Origin of the sequence: Vibrio sp. 10N.261.55.F4 (assembly GCF_041470465.1) — a bacterium.
Taxonomy (GTDB): domain Bacteria; phylum Pseudomonadota; class Gammaproteobacteria; order Enterobacterales; family Vibrionaceae; genus Vibrio; species Vibrio crassostreae_C.
Window position 1 is genome coordinate 45,215 of sequence record NZ_JBFRMM010000032.1, and the last position, 18,810, is coordinate 64,024.

15 protein-coding genes and 1 pseudogene are annotated in these 18,810 nt (G+C 45.2%); 7 read left to right on the forward strand and 9 right to left on the reverse strand.

The window, feature by feature from the left end:
* Positions 1 to 124: 124 nt before the first annotated feature.
* On the forward strand, positions 125 to 3,799 hold the full coding sequence (gene recB / locus AB4249_RS15335) for an exodeoxyribonuclease V subunit beta (protein WP_372103807.1): 3,675 nt from the start codon (positions 125 to 127) through the stop codon (positions 3,797 to 3,799).
* On the forward strand, positions 3,799 to 6,009 hold the full coding sequence (gene recD / locus AB4249_RS15340) for an exodeoxyribonuclease V subunit alpha (protein ID WP_017064195.1): 2,211 nt from the start codon (positions 3,799 to 3,801) through the stop codon (positions 6,007 to 6,009). Before recB ends, recD begins: the two co-directional genes overlap by 1 nt.
* A gap of 81 nt (positions 6,010 to 6,090) precedes the next feature.
* Here the strand turns inward: recD and AB4249_RS15345 are convergent, their stop codons facing one another.
* Complete coding sequence (locus AB4249_RS15345; protein WP_372103810.1) at positions 6,091 to 6,282, reverse strand: hypothetical protein; 192 nt, start codon at positions 6,280 to 6,282, stop codon at positions 6,091 to 6,093.
* 282 nt (positions 6,283 to 6,564) lie between these two features.
* Positions 6,565 to 7,902, reverse strand: a complete 1,338-nt coding sequence (argA, locus tag AB4249_RS15350; protein ID WP_017064194.1) for an amino-acid N-acetyltransferase — start codon at positions 7,900 to 7,902, stop codon at positions 6,565 to 6,567.
* 161 nt (positions 7,903 to 8,063) lie between these two features.
* On the opposite strand from argA, the gene AB4249_RS15355 reads away from it, so the two are divergent.
* From AB4249_RS15355 to csdE, 4 genes are all read left to right on the forward strand, one after another.
* The gene (locus tag AB4249_RS15355; RefSeq protein WP_017064193.1) at positions 8,064 to 8,537 is read left to right on the forward strand and encodes a DUF2850 domain-containing protein; all 474 of its coding nucleotides are present in this window, start codon (positions 8,064 to 8,066) and stop codon (positions 8,535 to 8,537) included.
* Positions 8,538 to 8,618: 81 nt separating this feature from the next.
* Complete coding sequence (gene mltA / locus AB4249_RS15360) at positions 8,619 to 9,731, forward strand: murein transglycosylase A (RefSeq protein WP_017059898.1); 1,113 nt, start codon at positions 8,619 to 8,621, stop codon at positions 9,729 to 9,731.
* Positions 9,732 to 9,844: 113 nt separating this feature from the next.
* A complete protein-coding gene (tcdA, locus tag AB4249_RS15365; protein WP_102571878.1) occupies positions 9,845 to 10,654 on the forward strand; it encodes a tRNA cyclic N6-threonylcarbamoyladenosine(37) synthase TcdA in 810 nt (269 codons plus the stop codon).
* A gap of 41 nt (positions 10,655 to 10,695) precedes the next feature.
* Entirely contained in the window at positions 10,696 to 11,124 is a 429-nt protein-coding gene (gene csdE / locus AB4249_RS15370) for a cysteine desulfurase sulfur acceptor subunit CsdE (RefSeq protein ID WP_372103813.1), read from the forward strand.
* A 69-nt stretch (positions 11,125 to 11,193) separates the two neighbouring features.
* Here the strand turns inward: csdE and csdA are convergent, their stop codons facing one another.
* From csdA to AB4249_RS15385, 3 genes are all read right to left on the reverse strand, one after another.
* Positions 11,194 to 12,405 (reverse strand): cysteine desulfurase CsdA, encoded by a 1,212-nt coding sequence (csdA, locus tag AB4249_RS15375; protein ID WP_171732567.1) that lies wholly within the window; start codon positions 12,403 to 12,405, stop codon positions 11,194 to 11,196.
* An 87-nt stretch (positions 12,406 to 12,492) separates the two neighbouring features.
* Complete coding sequence (panE, locus tag AB4249_RS15380) at positions 12,493 to 13,386, reverse strand: 2-dehydropantoate 2-reductase (protein ID WP_372103816.1); 894 nt, start codon at positions 13,384 to 13,386, stop codon at positions 12,493 to 12,495.
* Positions 13,387 to 13,496: 110 nt separating this feature from the next.
* A complete protein-coding gene (locus tag AB4249_RS15385) occupies positions 13,497 to 14,279 on the reverse strand; it encodes an outer membrane protein OmpK (RefSeq protein ID WP_017059903.1) in 783 nt (260 codons plus the stop codon).
* A gap of 360 nt (positions 14,280 to 14,639) precedes the next feature.
* On the opposite strand from AB4249_RS15385, the pseudogene AB4249_RS15390 reads away from it, so the two are divergent.
* A pseudogene (locus AB4249_RS15390) lies at positions 14,640 to 14,859 on the forward strand (2-dehydropantoate 2-reductase); the annotation flags it as partial.
* A gap of 62 nt (positions 14,860 to 14,921) precedes the next feature.
* Here the strand turns inward: AB4249_RS15390 and AB4249_RS15395 are convergent.
* The 4 genes from AB4249_RS15395 to AB4249_RS15410 form a co-directional block, all read right to left on the reverse strand.
* A complete protein-coding gene (locus AB4249_RS15395; RefSeq protein WP_102428258.1) occupies positions 14,922 to 16,280 on the reverse strand; it encodes an AmpG family muropeptide MFS transporter in 1,359 nt (452 codons plus the stop codon).
* Between the two features lie 53 nt (positions 16,281 to 16,333).
* Entirely contained in the window at positions 16,334 to 16,882 is a 549-nt protein-coding gene (locus AB4249_RS15400) for a peptidylprolyl isomerase (protein WP_017059906.1), read from the reverse strand.
* The gene (locus AB4249_RS15405) at positions 16,882 to 17,451 is read right to left on the reverse strand and encodes a YajG family lipoprotein (RefSeq protein WP_017059907.1); all 570 of its coding nucleotides are present in this window, start codon (positions 17,449 to 17,451) and stop codon (positions 16,882 to 16,884) included. Before AB4249_RS15405 ends, AB4249_RS15400 begins: the two co-directional genes overlap by 1 nt.
* Before the next feature lie 66 nt (positions 17,452 to 17,517).
* Entirely contained in the window at positions 17,518 to 18,669 is a 1,152-nt protein-coding gene (locus tag AB4249_RS15410; protein WP_017059908.1) for a methyltransferase, read from the reverse strand.
* Positions 18,670 to 18,810: the final 141 nt, after the last annotated feature.

The window sequence follows — 18,810 nt, forward strand, 5'->3', positions numbered from 1 at the left end:
TCCGAATTGATCCGTGAGAGAGATCGCACTAACTATTAACAAATTAGCGTAGGACGTAAATTGAATGACGTTTTCCACGCTAGGTCACATTTGTAACAACATATTTATCAGAAGGCAGTAAGGCATGACGACCACAAGCAGTGTTCAGGTAATTGCTCCACAGACACTCAATACCATGACGTTTCCACTTCATGGCGCGCGTTTAATTGAAGCATCGGCGGGTACTGGTAAAACATTTACTATCGCTGGCTTGTACTTACGCTTACTGCTCGGACACGGCACGGCAGCACCAACAGGAGAGCTTACAGAAGCTACCCGACATCATGAGCCACTTACCGTAGATCAAATTCTGGTGGTGACTTTTACTGAAGCAGCTACGGCTGAGCTGCGAGATCGTATTCGTGCTCGTATTCATGATGCACGCATTGCGTTTGCACGTGGGCAAAGTGACGACCCAGTGATTGCACCTTTGTTACAAGCCATCGATGATCATGCTGGCGCGGCTAAAACTCTGCTTAACGCTGAAAGACAAATGGATGAGGCTGCGGTATACACCATTCACGGTTTCTGTCAGCGAATGTTGACTCAAAATGCTTTTGAGTCTGGAAGCCGCTTTGATAACGAATTTGTGACCGATGAAAGTCACCTAAAAGCACAAGTAGTTGCTGACTATTGGCGTAAACAGTTTTACCCGCTGCCCATTCAACTGGCTGGTGAGGTTCGTAATATCTGGGGTTCACCGGCTGCGTTATTAGCAGACGTAAATCGTTATCTGACAGGATCTCCGCTGAAATTGACGGTAGATGCGATGTCGGGCGACCTGCAAACTCTGCACAACCAAAACCTAGATAAAGTGAAGCAACTTAAAGCGCTATGGTGTGAATCCGAAGCGGACTTTTTGGCTTTGATCTCTGCTTCGGATGTGAACAAGCGTAGCTACACTAAGAAATCTCTGCCGACATGGTTAGAAGCTGTGACAGCATGGGCGCAGAGCGACACTCATGATTACCAGTTTCCAGATAAACTAGAGAATTTCTCACAAGCAACGTTAATTGAAAAAACACCAAAAGGCACCGCGCCTCAGCACGCGGTGTTTGAGGCTATTGAGAATTTCTTAAATTCTCCTGTAGATCTAAAAGCTCCATTGCTGGCGCATGCGATTACTCATTGTCGAATCATGTTAGCTAAGGCTAAACAGCAGAAGCAGTGGTTATCGTTTGATGACCTACTGACCCAGTTATCTGCGTCGATCGATGTCGATGAGCAGTCACTGCTGGTGGAGAGAATCCGTACCTTATACCCGGTGGCGATGATCGATGAATTCCAAGATACCGATCCGCTGCAATACAGTATTTTTAGCCGAATCTACCTCGATAATCCGCAGTGCGGCTTGTTTATGATCGGTGACCCGAAGCAGGCTATCTATGGTTTCCGCGGTGCAGATATCTTTACCTACATTAAGGCAAGAAACCAAGTTAGTGCTCACTATACGTTAGGCACTAACTGGCGTTCGAGTGCTGATATGGTCAGCGCGGTAAACCAAGTGTTTATGAATTCGGATAGCCCGTTTATCTACGACCAAGACATTCCATTTCTGCCCGTCGCTGCCAGTCCATCGGCTGACAACCGCCAATGGGTGATGAACGGAGAAACTCAACACGCACTGACCTTTTGGTTACAAGAAGCAGAAGATAAGCCACTACCTAAAGGCGAATATCACAAAGCCATGGCCGAGGCGACGGCGAGTCAAATTCAAACTATTCTGACCGCTTCTCAAAATCAACAAGCCTATTTTGATAACGGCAAAAAACAACATGCCGTGAATGCGGGTGATATTGCTGTTTTGGTTCGAACCGGTAGTGAAGGTCGTCTGATTAAGAACGCGTTGTCGGAACAAGGCATTGCGAGTGTGTATTTGTCGAACCGAGACAGTGTGTTTACCAGCTTAGTCGCACAAGATATTCAACGCTTGCTACAAGCTGTGCTGACACCTGAAAATGACCGAGCATTACGCGCCAGTTTAGCGTCGGAGTTGTTTGCTCTGGATGCCGCATCATTGGATGAACTCAACAACGATGAAGTGGTGTGGGAAAACGTCGTTAACGAGTTTAGAGAATATCGTAAGTTGTGGCTTCAGCGCGGCGTGTTGCCAATGCTTCGCAGCGTGATCAGTAAACGACATCTCGCGGAACGCTTACTGGAAGAAGAAAATGGTGAGCGCTCACTCACTGATTTAATGCACATTGGCGAATTGTTGCAACAAGCAAGACAAGAACTCGACAGTGACTATGGCTTGTTGCGTTGGCTGGCTGAAGCAATCTCAGATGCACAAAATGGTTTAGGTGGCAGTGACGACGACATTCAACGCCTTGAATCAGAAAGAAACTTGGTTCAAATCGTTACCATTCATAAATCGAAAGGCTTGGAATATGACTTAGTATTTTTGCCGTTCGTTGCAAGCTATCGTGAAGCGAGTGAAGGTAAGTTCTACGACCATGATTCAGACACCACAGTACTCGATATTACTGGCAGCGACAGTGCCTTAGCGCAAGCCGATAAAGAACGACTAGCGGAAGATTTGCGCCTGGTTTATGTAGCGCTGACTCGTGCGGTTTATGGCTGTTTTATTGGTATAGCGCCACTGCGTAAAGGGCGTTCAACCAAAGAACCGACAGGCGTGCATTTGAGTGCGATGGGCTACTTGGTTCAAAACGGACAAGAGCAGGGTATTGCCGAATTGCATCAAGCTCTAACGGCAATTGAAGGCAAAAATTCAAGTGTGCTGTTAGCCGAAACACCAACCGCTCATGAACAGGTGTTTGTACAAACAGAGCAAGTGAGTGACGACTTACATGCTAATGAACTCAAGGCTTCAATCGACCGAGCTTGGCGTATCACCAGTTACTCGGGGCTTGTAAAGCAAGGCAGTCACGGCGCGAGTCATGACGCGACCATTGAGGTGTCTGGCTTTGATATTGATTCGGCTGATGAGCAGGATGAGTCTGAGTTGATTGAGCCTGAACGCTCTATCTTTACGTTCCCTCGTGGTGCTCGCCCAGGTACTTTCTTACACACCTTGTTTGAGGAGGTTGAATTTACCGAGCCAGCAACCAGTGAACATAACACGCAAGTAATCACTCACTTATTAGAATCAGAGCAATACGAACTCGAGTGGCTACCTGTGCTTCAGCAACTGGTCGATACGGTACTGAACACCGCGTTGGATGGTAAGAGCTTAAAACTAAGTGAGAAAGACTCAACACAACGATTAGTTGAGATGGAGTTCTTACTACCAATCGAAGTGTTGGCTGCATCTGAATTGAATCAAACCATTCAATATCATGATCCGTTATCGGCAAAAGCGGGCGACCTAGGTTTCCAAACCGTGCAAGGTATGTTGAAAGGCTTCATCGATTTGGTGTTCGAGCATCAAGGTAAATACTATGTTCTTGACTGGAAATCGAATCATTTAGGAGATGATGTTGCTGTCTACCATGGCGAAGCATTGAAATCGGCGATGGCTGACCACCGTTATGATCTGCAATATCAGATCTATGCGTTGGCATTGCATCGCTTTTTACGCAGCCGCGTTGCGGATTACAGTTATGAACAACATTTTGGTGGGGTTTATTACTTGTTCTTAAGAGGAATGGACGGTCAATCTCAACAAGGTATTTTCTCGGCGAAACCAACACTGGCTTTGCTCGATGAAATGGATCAATTGATTGACGGTAAAGTGATAGACAGACGTTCAGCACAATTGAATGACAATGAAACTGGACAGATGGGGCTTTTATAATGACAACAACGACCACTAATACCGGCATAGATACTGCGAACACAGCAAAGCCAGTTTCACTTATTCCTGAGCAACTGATGGATGTACTCCAGTTTCTTGCGGATAAGGGTTCTATTCGTCAGTTGGATTATCAATTTGCCCGTTTTCTTGCTCAGCAAGCCACGAGCTACCCTCAAGAGATCGGCTTTCTCGCGGGGGTAGTGAGCCATGAATTAGGCAAAGGACACATTTGTACTCAGCTTATACAGCAGCATACGACAGGCCCTGAACTAGCGGCAGATCTTGCTCAGTTACTTGGGTTATACGGTGAAACTGCACTGCAATTGAACCAAAAACTGTTGGGTATTGATTGGGTGGCTGTGCTTCAATCATCAAACTTAGTGGGAACGACCAACGATTGTGTTAAGCCTCTAATGTTCGATGGGCAGCGTGTCTATTTACAGCGTTATTGGAACTACGAAGTTGTGTTGGCTGAGACCTTAAACCGTTTAAGTAAGCCGGTAGAGTTCAATACTGAGCAGAAAAAAGCGCTGACTGAAACGCTCAATCTGCTTTTTGCACGTAGCTATCATTTTCTGTTTAACGCCTTAGCCAGGGCTGAAGCAAATCAGCAGACGTCTCAGGTATTACGCCAACAATTGGTGTGTGACCATCTTGATATTGTGAATGAGCAGGCTTTAGATTGGGGATCAATCGACCAAGCGATTGTACAAGCTAAGCAGGTGACGGACTTAGATGTGTTGGACGACTTGGTGCCGTTATCGGCATGTTTGAACTGGCAAAAAGTCGCGGCAGCGGTGGCGCTGAGTCGTCGTTTTGCGGTGATTTCTGGTGGGCCGGGTACTGGTAAAACAACCACGGTAACCAAATTACTGTCGGCGATGGTCGAGCAATCTCTCAGCCAAGGTAAAACACCAACGATTAAGCTAGTGGCACCAACGGGTAAAGCGGCGGCGCGTTTAACCGAGTCGATCGGTAAAGCAATTGAACAGCTGCCATTAGCGCCTGAAGTGAAAGCCAACATACCGACCGAATCGAGCACCTTACACAGATTACTCGGCGCGATTCCTAACCGTGCTGAGTTTAGACATAACCGACGCAATCCACTCCACCTTGATATCTTGGTAGTGGATGAAGCTTCAATGGTTGATCTGTCGATGATGTATAAGCTGGTGGATGCACTTCCTGAGCACGCAAGGCTCATCTTATTGGGTGATAAAGACCAACTCGCTTCAGTAGAGGCAGGTGCTGTGCTCGGTGATATCTGTTCATTCAACTCTGCAGGGTACAGCACAGCGCAAGGCAATTTGATTGCAGAGATGACAGGTTTTGATGCGATAGCTAAACCAAGACAAGACAAAGCTGGAGCGGTGAATCCGCCTGCGATTGCGGATAGCTTGTGTATGCTGCAGAAGAGTTATCGTTTCGATGCGCGCTCCGGTATCGGTCAGCTGGCAAAAGCAATCAATAATGGTTCTGCGAATCAAGTAGACCAAGTGTTTGCCAAAGGTTTTGGCGATATCGAAAACCACCCTCTGTCGAGTGACAGCTATAACCTGATGCTGCGTACTTTGGTTAACGAGTATGGTGCGTACCTCAATAGAATGAATGTGCCGTTGGAAGAGTTAGAAACTCAAGAAGCGAGAGCGAAATCGGTACTCGATTTGTTCAGCCAATGCCGACTGTTGTGTTCCATTCGTGAAGGGGATTTTGGTGTTAAAGGCCTCAACCACAGAATTGAAAGAGCACTGGCCGCAAGGCGTTTGGTGAGCCCTCATAATGATGAGCTGTGGTATCACGGACGTCCTGTTATGGTGACGCGAAATGATCATGGCTTGGGTTTGTACAATGGTGATATTGGTATCTGTATGCTTGAGGCGGGTTCTAGTCAACCTGACTTAACCCCTCGTTTGAAGGTCTATTTTGAGTTGCCCGATGGCAGCGTAAAAGCTGTGCTACCAAGCCGAGTGCCCGATCATGAAACGGCTTATGCAATGACAATACACAAATCTCAGGGTAGTGAATTTGATCTGACCTTAATGATCTTGCCGCCAGATTTCAGCCCTATTTTAACGCGGGAGCTTATCTATACAGGTATTACACGTGCGAAGAAACGACTGATGATGTTCAGCGATACAAATGTGTTGAAGCGTGGGATTAAGGTGAAAACAGAGCGAGTGAGTGGTTTAGGCAGTCGCTTAACGAATTAGTCGTTATGGACGGCTAGAGAAGGTTTTGAACTTAGGGCTAGATAAACACAAAGCAACCATCCTTGGTTGCTTTGAGCGTTATTAGGAATGAGAGCCTAAAAACGCTCGAGTAAACGATATGTGGTTTATCTTGTACTTTGCTTGGCAATTCAAAATAAACTCTTTTAGATTCTCGCTAACAGGGAACACGCAGTGTACGTCTAGCCCTTCTAAGAATTGGTTATCAGCCATATCCCAAAAACTTTGCAGCGAGTTACAAACAATGGTTCTCATATCAATATTGCTCTTTTTGCTGTTTATATTAACGAGCAGAGCTAATGTTAGCGTGCTGGCCGTCAACGGGTATAGCAATCCGTGCAGTGACCACCTCAATGAGTTCGACATGACTATCGAGATGGCAATTCCAATAAAAACATTTGTTATTTTGTTAAAGCGACCAAATTCTAAACAATTTTGTTTGTGAGTTAAAGTGCATACCTAATAAATCTCATATAGAAAACGATTACATTTGCAATTATTTTTCCTTTGAAGTGAGATTTTAGTCCAAAACTTTATTTACACATTTAACGCTAAGATTTTTGAGTTACGTTGATAGTTGTACAGCCCCTGTTTTTCCATCGGTAGCTCATCAACTCCGATCTCGTAAAACCCTTGTTCACGGAACCAATGCAGGCTATGTGTGGTTAAAACGAAAATTTGGTCGATATCACGAGACTTCGATTGATGACGCATGTAGTCCAGTAATATTTGCCCGCGGTTGCCATCACGATAATCAGGATGAATAGCCACGCACGCCATCTCCGCCATATGATCTTCCGGGTATGCGTAAAGCGCTGCGCAACCGATAATCAGCCCGTCTTTTTCAATAATGGTAAATCGGTGGATTTCTTGCTCTAGCTGTTCTCGAGAGCGGCGCACTAAGATGCCTTGTTCTTCAAGAGGGCGAATAAGGTCAAAGATGCCGCCAATATCGTCGATCTGAGCTTGTCTTACTTGCTCGGCGCTCGCCATCACTACTTGGGTTCCAATACCATCGAAAGAGAACAACTCTTGGATTAATGCGCCATCTACCTTGTAGCTGATTAGATGACAACGAGGCACACCAGCTCGACAAGCGGAGATCGCTCCTTTCAAGAAGCGCAGTGTTCCTGTGCTCATGTCTTCGGCAGGATTTTGAGATTCCGTTAATCGTTCTAGAATTTGCTTGGCATCTTTAGGGAAGAGTTCGGCGAGCACGTTACCGCGTTCATCTGTTACCCCTTGTTCGGAGCAGAAGCCAATCAGCTTGTCGGCCTTTAGACGAATAGCAACTTGGGTAGCGACCTCTTCAGAAAGTAGGTTAAAGCTTTCGCCTGTCACGGAGCTGGCAATAGGGCCAAGCAGTACAATTGAACCTTGGTCAAGCGTGCGATTGATCCCTTCGATATCGATTCGACGAATACGCCCGCTGTGGCAATAATCCGTACCGTCATCCACGCCAAGCGGTTGAGCCGTAATGAAGTTACCACTCATAACATTGAGTTGAGTGCCTGCCATCGGCGTGTTGTTTAAGCTCATTGAGAGGCGTGCGGTGATGGCAAGTTGAAGCTGTCCAGCAGCCTGCATAGCGACGCCCAAAGAATATTCATCAGTGACCCTAATATTCTTGTGATAAGGCGTATGGCAATCTTGCTTGGCGAGCAATTGGTTGATCTGCGGTCTTGCCCCGTGAACGAGAACAATCTTTACTCCAAGGCTGTGGAGCAAGGCTATATCACTAATAATGTTACCAAAGTTCCTGTCGGCAACGGCTTCGCCTCCCAGCATAATGACCATGGTTTTGCCACGGTGAGCATTTACGTAAGGGGTTGATTGTCTGAAACCTTTTACTAGCGCTGTACTTCTTAATTTCACAGAACAAGTCCATTTTGTTTATTTATTCGATAATTTAGCATTTAAATTCAAATGTAAACAACACCTTTTTGGAATAAAGCGCAAACTATTCTTATCTAGGCTTCAATATATAAACTGTCTCAGTGTAGAATGCGCATAGCATCCTTATGAGTAGTCACCGAATGCAACAAGCTCCAGCAACAAAGAACAAAATCGATGAGATAACCAAAGGTCTCTACAGCGAAGCTGATCAGCGCAATCAATCTAAGTTGAAGCGTAAGATCATTGAACGTTGTTTAATGGTTCTAGCCTTAGTGGGTTCGTTTGCGGTGGTTTCTTTGTTCGGCGATGTGCTTTCCCGAGTGCAAAATGCGGCGACGCCCGACAATCTGATATACGGCACTTGGATAGAGCAAGATGTTGCACATTATGCGACCGATGAGTTTGTTCTGAATGCTAATGGTGTGTCAGTTCGTGGGTCTGTTGTTTCGACGAGCTTTGACTTTGATGGAAACTACTTTGAATACAAGGCGGGTGATAAAACCTATCGCTTCCGCATGACCAATTCTGACAATACAGAAATGGTGCTCGATTCTGACAGTCACTACAATCCCATCTTCCGCCTTAAGGGCCATATCGATAACTCCGTCCGATAGGTTATCTTCTTGTAAACTCTTACAATCTAAGATTGTGTTATCTGACTGTTTTTGTCATCCTCGATGCATAGAATTTTTAGGATGACTCTTGTGATTAAAAAATGGCTTCCCCTTGTCGCTGCCTCTTTGTTATTTGGCTGTGCTCAACCCACTGATCTTGCTCAGCAACACCTTGATGACGAATTTCCTCGCACCTTGAATAAGGTCGATCAGGTTGAATCCAATAAACCAAGAGACTACACCGCATTTGCAGAACAAGCTGAGATGGTGGTTTCTAAATCCCCTTCGATGGCTAAAATCTATGAGCCGCTTTATCAACAACTCAATGAGTGGGCGATGCTGAGTGGAGATCCAAGCGAGCTAGCGAATTTTGGCGTTCAAACCGCTCAACTAGGTGGTGGTGATAAACAAGGCAATGTTTTGTTCACGGGCTACTTTTCTCCTGTGATGGAGCTGCGCCACGAAGCGAATGAAGAATATCGTTACCCTGTTTACGGGCTTCCTGAGTGTGGCAAAGAGTGTCCAACACGCGAAGAGATTTACAACGGCGCATTAGAAGGTCAAGGCCTTGAGTTAGGTTATTCAGCAAACCGCATCGACCCATTTATGATGGAAGTGCAGGGCAGTGGATTTGTGCACTTCGGTGATGATGACACGCTGCAGTATTTCGCCTACGCGGGTAAGAATAATAAAGCTTATGTGAGCATTGGCCGTGTTCTGATTGAACGAGGCTTAGTTCCACGCGAAAAAATGTCGCTAAAAGCAATCAAAGAGTGGGTATTGGCAAACGATCCTGAAGTAGTGAAAGAGCTGCTTGAGCAAAACCCTTCTTTCGTTTTCTTTGAAGCGAGAGACGACCTATCGGTAATGGGCAGCGCGGGCATTCCTCTATTACCTATGGCGGCGGTAGCGGGCGATCGCTCTATCTTACCTATGGGAACACCGATTCTTGCTGAGGTTCCACTACTGAATGCTGATGGTACTTGGAGCGGCGCTCATCAACTAAGACTGCTATTGGTTTTGGATACGGGCGGCGCGGTTAAGCAAAACCATTTGGACCTTTACCACGGCATGGGCCCTCGAGCGGGTACAGAAGCGGGCCATTACAAGCATTTTGGTCGTGTGTGGAAGCTCGGTTTAGATGGCAGCGCAACTGAAGCGCCTTGGGCTTTGCCTCCTGAAAAGGTTGAGTAAGCTACAATAAAATAGGGCATTGAAAGCGAATCGCTAATCCCCTAGACTTTTTATTCAAGAGTGCGTATAAAACGCACTCTTTTCTTTTTCTCAGAAATAAATTGGCGGCAACAATGCGTGAATTGACCACTCCAGCTTCAGAAAACTATGACCAACGATTTGGTGGCACCCGTCGCCTATATGGCAATAGTGAAGTCGACATACTTAGAGCAGCACACGTGTGTGTGATCGGTATTGGTGGTGTCGGTTCATGGGCGGTTGAAGCGCTTGCTCGTACTGGTTTAGGTGAGCTGACTTTGATCGATATGGATGATGTGTGTGTGACCAACATCAACCGTCAGATCCACGCAATGTCGGGTACCGTTGGTAAAAGCAAAATTGAAGTGATGGCAGAGCGCGTTAAGCTGATTAACCCTGAGTGTAAAGTTAACCTGATTGACGACTTCATCGGCCCAGACAATCAGGCTGAATACCTATCGAAAGAGTTCGACTTTGTATTAGATGCGATTGATAGCATGAAAGCTAAGGCTTCACTGTTGGCATATTGTCGTAGCAACAAAATTAAGGTGATCACCACTGGTGGTGCGGGTGGTCAAATCGATCCGACTCAAATCAAAGTGGCTGATCTGACTAAGACGATTCAAGACCCGTTAGCGAAGAAATTGAAAGACACATTACGTCGTCATCACAATTTCCCTAAGAACCCAGCACGTAAGTTTGGCATCGATTGTGTGTTCTCAACTGAACAGCTGAAATATCCTCAAGCTGACGGCAGTGTATGTGCTGCGAAAGCGACCGCAGAAGGGCCAAAACGAATGGATTGTGCGACAGGTTTTGGCGCAGCAACGGTGGTAACGGCTACGTTTGGTTTTGTGGCGGTTTCACGTATCGTAGAAAAGATCGTTCAAAAGCATACTAAGTAACTCGTTACTTTGAGCTTACTAAGAATTTACTGGATATAAAAATGACGTCATTTCCAAGTTCTCCATTCGGCCAAGAAATTACCAGTGATGATATTGTCGCAAAGATGCAGACATTCAGCGGCTGGGAAGACCGTTATCGCCAAGTGATTCAATGGGGTAAGAAACTGCCAACGATGCCTGATGAACTGAAAAGTGAGCAGGTGATTGTCTCTGGCTGTGAAAGCCAAGTGTGGTTGGTTTCTCAAAATATCGACGGTGTTTGGCACTTTTGTGCTGATTCTGATGCTCGTATCGTTCGCGGCCTTATCGCATTAGTGATGGCTGCGTATGATGGAAAAACATCAGAGCAGGTTCAAGCGTTCGATATTGATGGTTACTTTGAACAAATCGGTCTAATTACCCACCTTAGCCCATCTCGCGGTAATGGATTAAAAGCGATTGTTGCTCAAATCCAAGAGCTAAGTGCTTAATATCTCCTTGATACACAGAAGCAAAAAGGGTTGACGTTAAACGCCAACCCTAAGTAATTTCGCTACTCCCTAAAGCATATCAACGGCTTTTTCTATCGCCGCTACGAGCTTTTCAACATCATCCATGTTGTTGTAAATACCAAATGAAATTCGAACCGTTCCTTTCACATTAAGTGCATCCATTAATGGGTGAGCACAATGATGTCCTGCACGTACTGCGATACCTTGCTGATCCAGTAGAGTCGCTATATCTTGATGGTGAACACCATCCATCACAAAAGTAATCACACTTGCGTTAGGTTGATACCCTAAAATCTGAATGTCATCCAGTTTACTGAGAGCAAGATAAGTCTCGTGTTGTAGTTGGTGGATATGATTTTCGACATCTTGTTGTACAAAACCACTTAACCATTCTATTGCGGTGCTTAGTGCTATGGCTCCTGCCACATTTGGCGTGCCCGCTTCGAATTTGCCAGGCAGTTCTGAAAAAGTAGTGCCAGAGAAAGAGACGCGCTCGACCATTTTGCCACCACCATGCCAAGGTGGCATCGCTTCTAACAATTCAAGCTTGCCGTAAAGCACACCGATGCCCGCAGGGGCATAGAGCTTGTGTCCAGAGAATACGTAGAAATCCGCACCTAAAGCTGCAACATCAATAGGCTCATGGACGATGCCTTGCGCGCCATCGACCACAACAATCGCATTCATCTTGTGTGCTTTTTCTATGACAGCTTCAATTGGCTGACGAGAACCCGTTACGTTGGTTACCTGAGCTAATGCAACAATCTTGGTTCGTTCATTTAAAAGCGTATCAAACGCGACTAGGTCAAATTCGCAATCCGGTGTCATCGGTACTTTAACGACTTTAGCCCCGGTTTGTTCTGCCACAATTTGCCAAGGAACTATGTTAGCGTGATGCTCCATTTCACTCACTAAGATCTCATCGCCAGGCTGAAGAATACTTCTTGCGTAAGTTTGAGCAATTAAATTGAGCGCTTCGGTTGCACCGCGAGTCCAGATGATCTCTTTTGAAGAGCTTGCACCGATAAACTGAGCGACCTTATCTCTGGCAGCTTCAAACTGACTGGTCGCGTTCGCTGTTAAGCTATGGCTACCACGGTGCACATTGGCATTCTGCTTCGAGTAATATTGGCTAATGGCATCAATAACCACCTGAGGCTTCTGTGTCGTCGCCGCGCTGTCTAAGTAAATCAACGGTTGTTGATTGATGGTTTGGGATAGCGCAGGAAACTGCTCTCGGATGTGATTGATATCAAGCATCTATTCTTACCTAAAATCTTGGAAATTGGTGCCAGCGTTATGCTTAGCGGTATTGTTATTTTATCGCGACTTGTTGACCGTTGCTGACTAATCTTGATGATTCCAGCTATTTTCTTGCTCTTTGACTTGAGCAAACAGCTTTTGGTTAACAGGAACCTTTATGCCGTGCTTAAGTGCTGTCTTGATTAGATGGCCGCTAATGAAGTCGACCTCTGTCTTACGCTGATAAAACATATCTTGCTGCATTGAAGAGTAGTTCTCTGCCGTCGCTAGGATGATGCGTTTGACGCTTGCTGCTAATTCATCGAATGAACAGGCGATCCCTTCTGCTTGCATCACTTCTGTCAGTTCTTGAACTATCGAACGCAACACCCCCTCAAATTGGTGATCAGCAAGTTCGCCATTCTTAATCTGCTTGAGCCCAGTGAGTGGATTTATGGCACAGTTAATCGCGAGCTTAGTCCAAAGCGCAGTTTTTATTTCAGGGTTCCAGCTTACCTCTGGCAGGGCATGGTTGAGGACATCAACTAAAAACGTGCATTGCTGACCGACTTGGTTAAAAGCACCCAATTGGGTGTGGCCTAACCCTGTATGAGATACATGATTACGGCTGGGTTTGAATGCGGCTTGGGTCGTGGTTGCCAATACTATCGGGTGAGCATTAATTTGAGTGGCAATGTTGTCGACCGCGCCCATTCCATTGTGCATGAACATTAGAATGGTGTCTGGGTCGAGATGTTGGAGGAGCGGAGTGGTTGCGGTTTCGACTTGCCAAGCCTTGACGGTGAAGATAACCAGATCACTCGCGGCTAATCGTTCGATATTGTTGTTACTGATAGGGAGAGAGGGTTGTCCATCAAGTGATAGCTCAATGGAGTGGTCGGAAGAACGGCTCCACAAAGAGACATTATGACCAGCTTGAAGCAGTTTTATTGCCCATAAAGAGCCGATGGCCCCTGGCCCAACAATAGTGATGTTCACAGCAATACCGAGATAAGAAAGTGATGCTGCAAGGATAGCGAGGCATTAAATGAAAGCAATAAAAAATGGCACCCGAGGGTGCCATTTAGGAAACTTTCTTAGAAGTTCGATTAGAACTTGTAAGTTACTGCAACGTAGTGACCGAAGCCTGTTGATTTGAATCCATCAGTATCTTTAATACCGTAGATGTCTTTGTAACCTTTTAGGCCGTAACCAACAGCAAAACGATCTGAGTGCCAGTAGATACCATTGTACATTGCACCACCGTTACTTGCAGAAGAGTACTTGTCTTCCAGACCAAATTGGTAATCGATGTAACCTTGGTAAGAGACGAATGAACCGTTCTCGAAGAAGTAGAAAGGTTTAAACCAGTTTGCAGAAACTTGGTAACCGTTCCAATCTTTGTTGTTTGAATCGTATGTACCGTAAAGGTTTAGGCCAATTTTGCCTAACCACGGAACCATTACGTCAGAACCTAAACCAACTTTTTGAGTGTTAACGCCAGAGTTACCACCCCATTCCATAAGTGTAGATACGTAAAGCTCTTGAACTGGACCGAAAGAAAGATCTTTACCTGTAAGTCCGTCTAGAGACATACGAGGAGCGAACTTCATGAACATCTTTTCAGCACCAGCTTTATCGCTGCCTGGATCAGACGTTAGGTTGAATACGTCAACATAGCCATAAAGGTCGAAGATTCCCGAGCGGCCACCGAATTCCATCTCTAGGTAATCATGTGAAGACTCACCTGGAAGTTCGTCAATTGCAGCCATAAGGTTGAATTGCATCCATTTGTAATCGTTCTTATGGATGTCGCCGTCAGAATAATCAGCCGCCATTACTGGAGCAGATGCTGCTGCAAGTAGGCCAAGAGTTAAAAGTGATTTACGCATAATGGAACTCTCTATGTTTGAAATAAGTAACCCGCTAATCCGTGCGTGTTTATGATGTCCGAATGCCGAGCATAATAGCGATTTTGTTCTCAAATAAAAGTGAGACGGAGTGAAAATTACAATTATTAAGGTGAAGCTGATCACACTAATGATCTAAATGATGGAACTTTAATGTGGCAATGCATCTTGATGCACCTCTAATTCTATTGATTTTGTGAAACTCGATTATTTTGTGGATAAATAGGTGAAATACTGTGCTAAGCAAACGATTCTACTAATTAGAGTGACATGCATATCAAAATCAACAGTATTCATTTCTAAGCGTTTTCTCTTAAAAAATGACAATTCAACCCGTCTTACAATCCAGTCTTTGATCTATCTTTGACCGAAAACGGTGGGTATTGCTGGCAGCACTCCGGCGCTAAGTGATGTGAAATTCAAAGATTATGCGAATGGCATTTATGTTGCGGCGGGGTCTTACTTTGTGACGATTACTGTAGCGGGTCAGCCTTTGGTTGTGGCGATTGATGATTCGATGGGAACAGGTTTTAATCTTATCGTGAGCGACACAACAGACTAGATCTGAAGACCGAACGTAAAAGAGGGAAGCTCAATGCTACCCTCTTATCATTTTTTTTGACTCTATTCTTGATTGTTTTTGGCTTTTTCTAATAAATCCGTGAAAAAGTGGCGTAACGAATAGAGCATGATCAAACTCGGTATCACCATGAGTGCAGTCAGTATAAAGAAGGTTGACCAGTCATTGAGGTAATCAACCAACTCACCACTGAAGGAAGCCAGCGTTGTTCGACCGAAATTGCCCAAGGATGCGAGTAATGCATATTGTGTCGCTGAGAATGCTTGCCCGGTTAATAGCGTTAAGAAAGAGACAAAAGCTACTGTTGAAAAGGCGGTTGTGAAGTTATCGACAATAATCGTTGCCAAGAACAAGGTTTCACTCGGGCCAGTGTGAGCGATCCACGCAAACATTAGATTACTGGCCGCCATTGCCACACCGCCGATCATCAGTCCGCGTACAATACCGAATTTCACATTGAAGACACTGCCTACCAAAGTGAAGAATATCGTCGCGCCCCAGCCAATTAACTTGGAGTAATGACCGATCTGTTCATTACTGAAACCTATCTCTTTATAGAAGGTGATCGACATGCGACCTAGGAAGGCTTCACCTATCTTAAATAGGAATACGAACAGCAGTAGGGTGATGGCAACTTGAACTCCGTTTCGTTTGAAGAAGTCATAAAACGGTTCTAACACGGTAACACTGAACCAAGCCACGACTTTCGAACCGACAACCTTATTGTGGCGTTGCTGAGCCTGTTCTTGCAGGGCTTCGCGTTGTGTATTTGGCTCTCCGACAAAAAGAGTAAACAGCATTAGTACGACAACGACGCCTGCCATTCCGTAATACACGCCATTCCAACCGATTGAGTCTGCGTTAATAAAGGCAAGGTAGCCTGGTAGAGAATACCCCGTCCACCAACCAATTACGGCCATTGCAGAAGCTTGCGGCAGTTTTGATGCTTCGGATTTTGGGAAGGTATCAATACGAAATGCATCAATCGCGATGTCTTGCGTGGCTGAGGCAATGGCAATAGCGAGCGCCAACATTGAAGTAAACGCCAAGTTCTCTGCGGGATTGACGCCTGCGATGAATAAGGTACCGATTAAAACAATGGATTGGCAGAAAAAGATCCAACTGCGTCGCTGGCCGAGTATTGCGTGAAGCACCGGCAGTTTTACTCGGTCTACCAATGGTGCCCATAGAAAGTTAATCGCATACACGGCAAACACACTGCCAAAGTAGCCGATGGCAGCACGCGTTAAACCTGCATCTTTTAGCCAACCAGACATATTGGATCCAATAAGAACCCATGGGAAGCCACTCGAACAGCCGAGCATAAACACCCAAAGTAGGCGTTTATCTAGGTAGCTGCGGAAAGTCTGCATCCAAGAAAGAGAGGGAGTGCCTGATGACATAGGGCGTCCTTGTGTAGAAAAACGCCCTTAAGAAATAAGGGCGTTAGATTGGATTACTTAAGAAGGGTCACTTTAGTGATGACGATTGGGTCAACTGGTATGTCTGACATGCGGCCCATTCGCTTGGTTGGAATCGTTGCCATCTTTTGAACAACATCAAAACCTTCAGTTACTTTGCCGAATACAGCGTAGCCTGGGTTGCTACCTTTTGCGTTCAAGAAGTCATTATCAGAGAAGTTAATGAAGAACTGACGAGTTGCAGAATCTGGCGCATTAGTACGAGCCATCGCGATTGTTGCTGTATCGTTCTTCAAGCCATTGCTGCCTTCATTCTTGATAGGAGCGTAAGTTGCTTGTTGATTCATCTCTTGATCGAAGCCGCCACCTTGAGCCATAAAGCCAGGAATAACACGGTGGAAGATAGTGCCTTCGTAGCTGCCGTCAGCAACGTATTTTAGGAAGTTCTCCGCACTAACCGGTGCTTGTTCTTGGTTAAGCTCAATAGTGAAGTCGCCTAATGTTGTTTCCACGTTTACTTTAGGACCAGCCCAAACGCTCACGCTCACTAGCATTAATGCGATAGAAGATAAAATACGACCCATTAGAAACGTTCCTTCATGTAAGTTTGTAGCTCTTGGTCGTTAGCGATCTCAGTAAGAACCAAGTTGATCACGTCATTAAGAACCATAGAGATGTCGTCGTTAGATGCACTCAATGCACCAGTGCGTGTTGCAGTGCCGTTGAATGTTTTAACTAGTTTGCCTTCAGGTGTTTCAGCGGTAACTTCAAGCGTTACTTTACCGTCCATTTTGTTTTCCATAATGGTGTGCTCTACGGTAACGAGTGCTTCTTGAATCTCTAAAACAATCGAGTTTTCACTGTTTACGCTCGCACGAAAACCTTGAGACTCTAACTGCTGTGCAACAGCATTTTCTAGAGAAATACGCATGTTTTGCTTAGCGTGAATTGGCTGAATGTTTGAACGGCCACTATCAACCAATGCAACATATTGAGCGGCACGAACATCTTTACTGGTTAGTGTGTATGTTTTGCCTTGTACAAGGTTGCTTGAGCTTAGTGAAGCTTCTGGCATTACATTGATCTGTTCTTGCTGAGGGGCTGAACATGCTGTCAAAGCCATAATAGAAGCAGCCAAAATCAGTTTTTTCATTCCTTTATCCTTTCTAAATTCACACCAGAAGCTCGGTATCTTAAATTCTTGTGAAGTCGTTTCTGCTTATTTATTAAAATTCGCAGGCTCTCTTGTTGCTTGTAATATCTCAAATTTTTGGTTTAGTTCAAGCGTTTCAACGTTAGCTTCACCAAATAGTCTCGCTAGTTTGACATCGTATCCGAGGTGTCGGTTGCCAATAACAATTAATTTGCCTCCATTGCTAAGAACATGCTTTGCATCACAGAACATTTGCCATGCAATGTGATCAGTAATCGCTTGTTGCTGATGGAATGGAGGATTACACATCACTAAGTAGGTGCTGTTTTTCTTAAAGCCATCTAAACAGTTGTTGGCGATGAACTGGAAGTTGCCGTCTTCACCAAGGTTATCCTTGACGTTTTGGCGTGCTGACTCCACAGCCATAAAGCTTTCATCCACACAGGTGATACGAGCTTGTGGGTTCAATTGCCCTGCTTTTACACTCAATACACCGTTGCCACAGCCTAGATCGATGATATGACGTAGCTCAGGATCTTGTGGGATGTGCTCTAGCATATAGCGAGCGCCTTGATCGAGTGCTTCCCCTGAGTAAACATTTGGTAAATTTTTCAGACGGATATCTTCACCGTCCACATCCCATTCAACAAAAGGCTCTACCGTTTGAATTGGCTGGCAGTTTGGAGATGAGAAGACTAAGCGGTGTTTTTTCTTCGCTAGTGATGTTTTGGTTTCGCCTAGGTATTTTTCGAACAGGTTAAGCGTAGAGGTGTGAATCTCTTTTACCTTGTTGACGCCAATCACTTGGCAGCCTACAGGCAATGCTTGGCGTAGCTGGCTCAGTTGCCAGATTAGGTGACGATTTGTTTTTGGCAGCTGCATGATCACAAGGTCGATACCGTGTGGGATATCATCCATCGTGTTCAAGAAGTTCACTCGGTTACTTTGATTGCGCTGCAAGTTTTTCAGGGCGCCACGGTGAGAGATAAATGAGTCGCTCATCATAGTGACATCATGATCTTTCGAGAACCAAGTCGATAGGGCACCGAAGCTGTCGTTCATGATCAGGATGTGTTTACCAGGTTCAAGGTTCATCTCTTCAACATGGCTAATAATGTATTCGTCGCCCGCATCCCAAGCTTGAAGGGTTTCATTTGAACGTTTCGGGAAACGATGTAAGGTCAAAGTTCTGTCGTGAAGGGTAAGTTCGGTTTTCATTGCTTGAGATACTTATGTAAGAAATAACAAAGATATTGTCTCAAATGCAGGCTGAACAAGATAGAAAAAACTCAACCAAACCTATGCCATTTGCTATGAAATACTCAGACACTCGACCTGTTAGGGTTTATACTCAGCCCA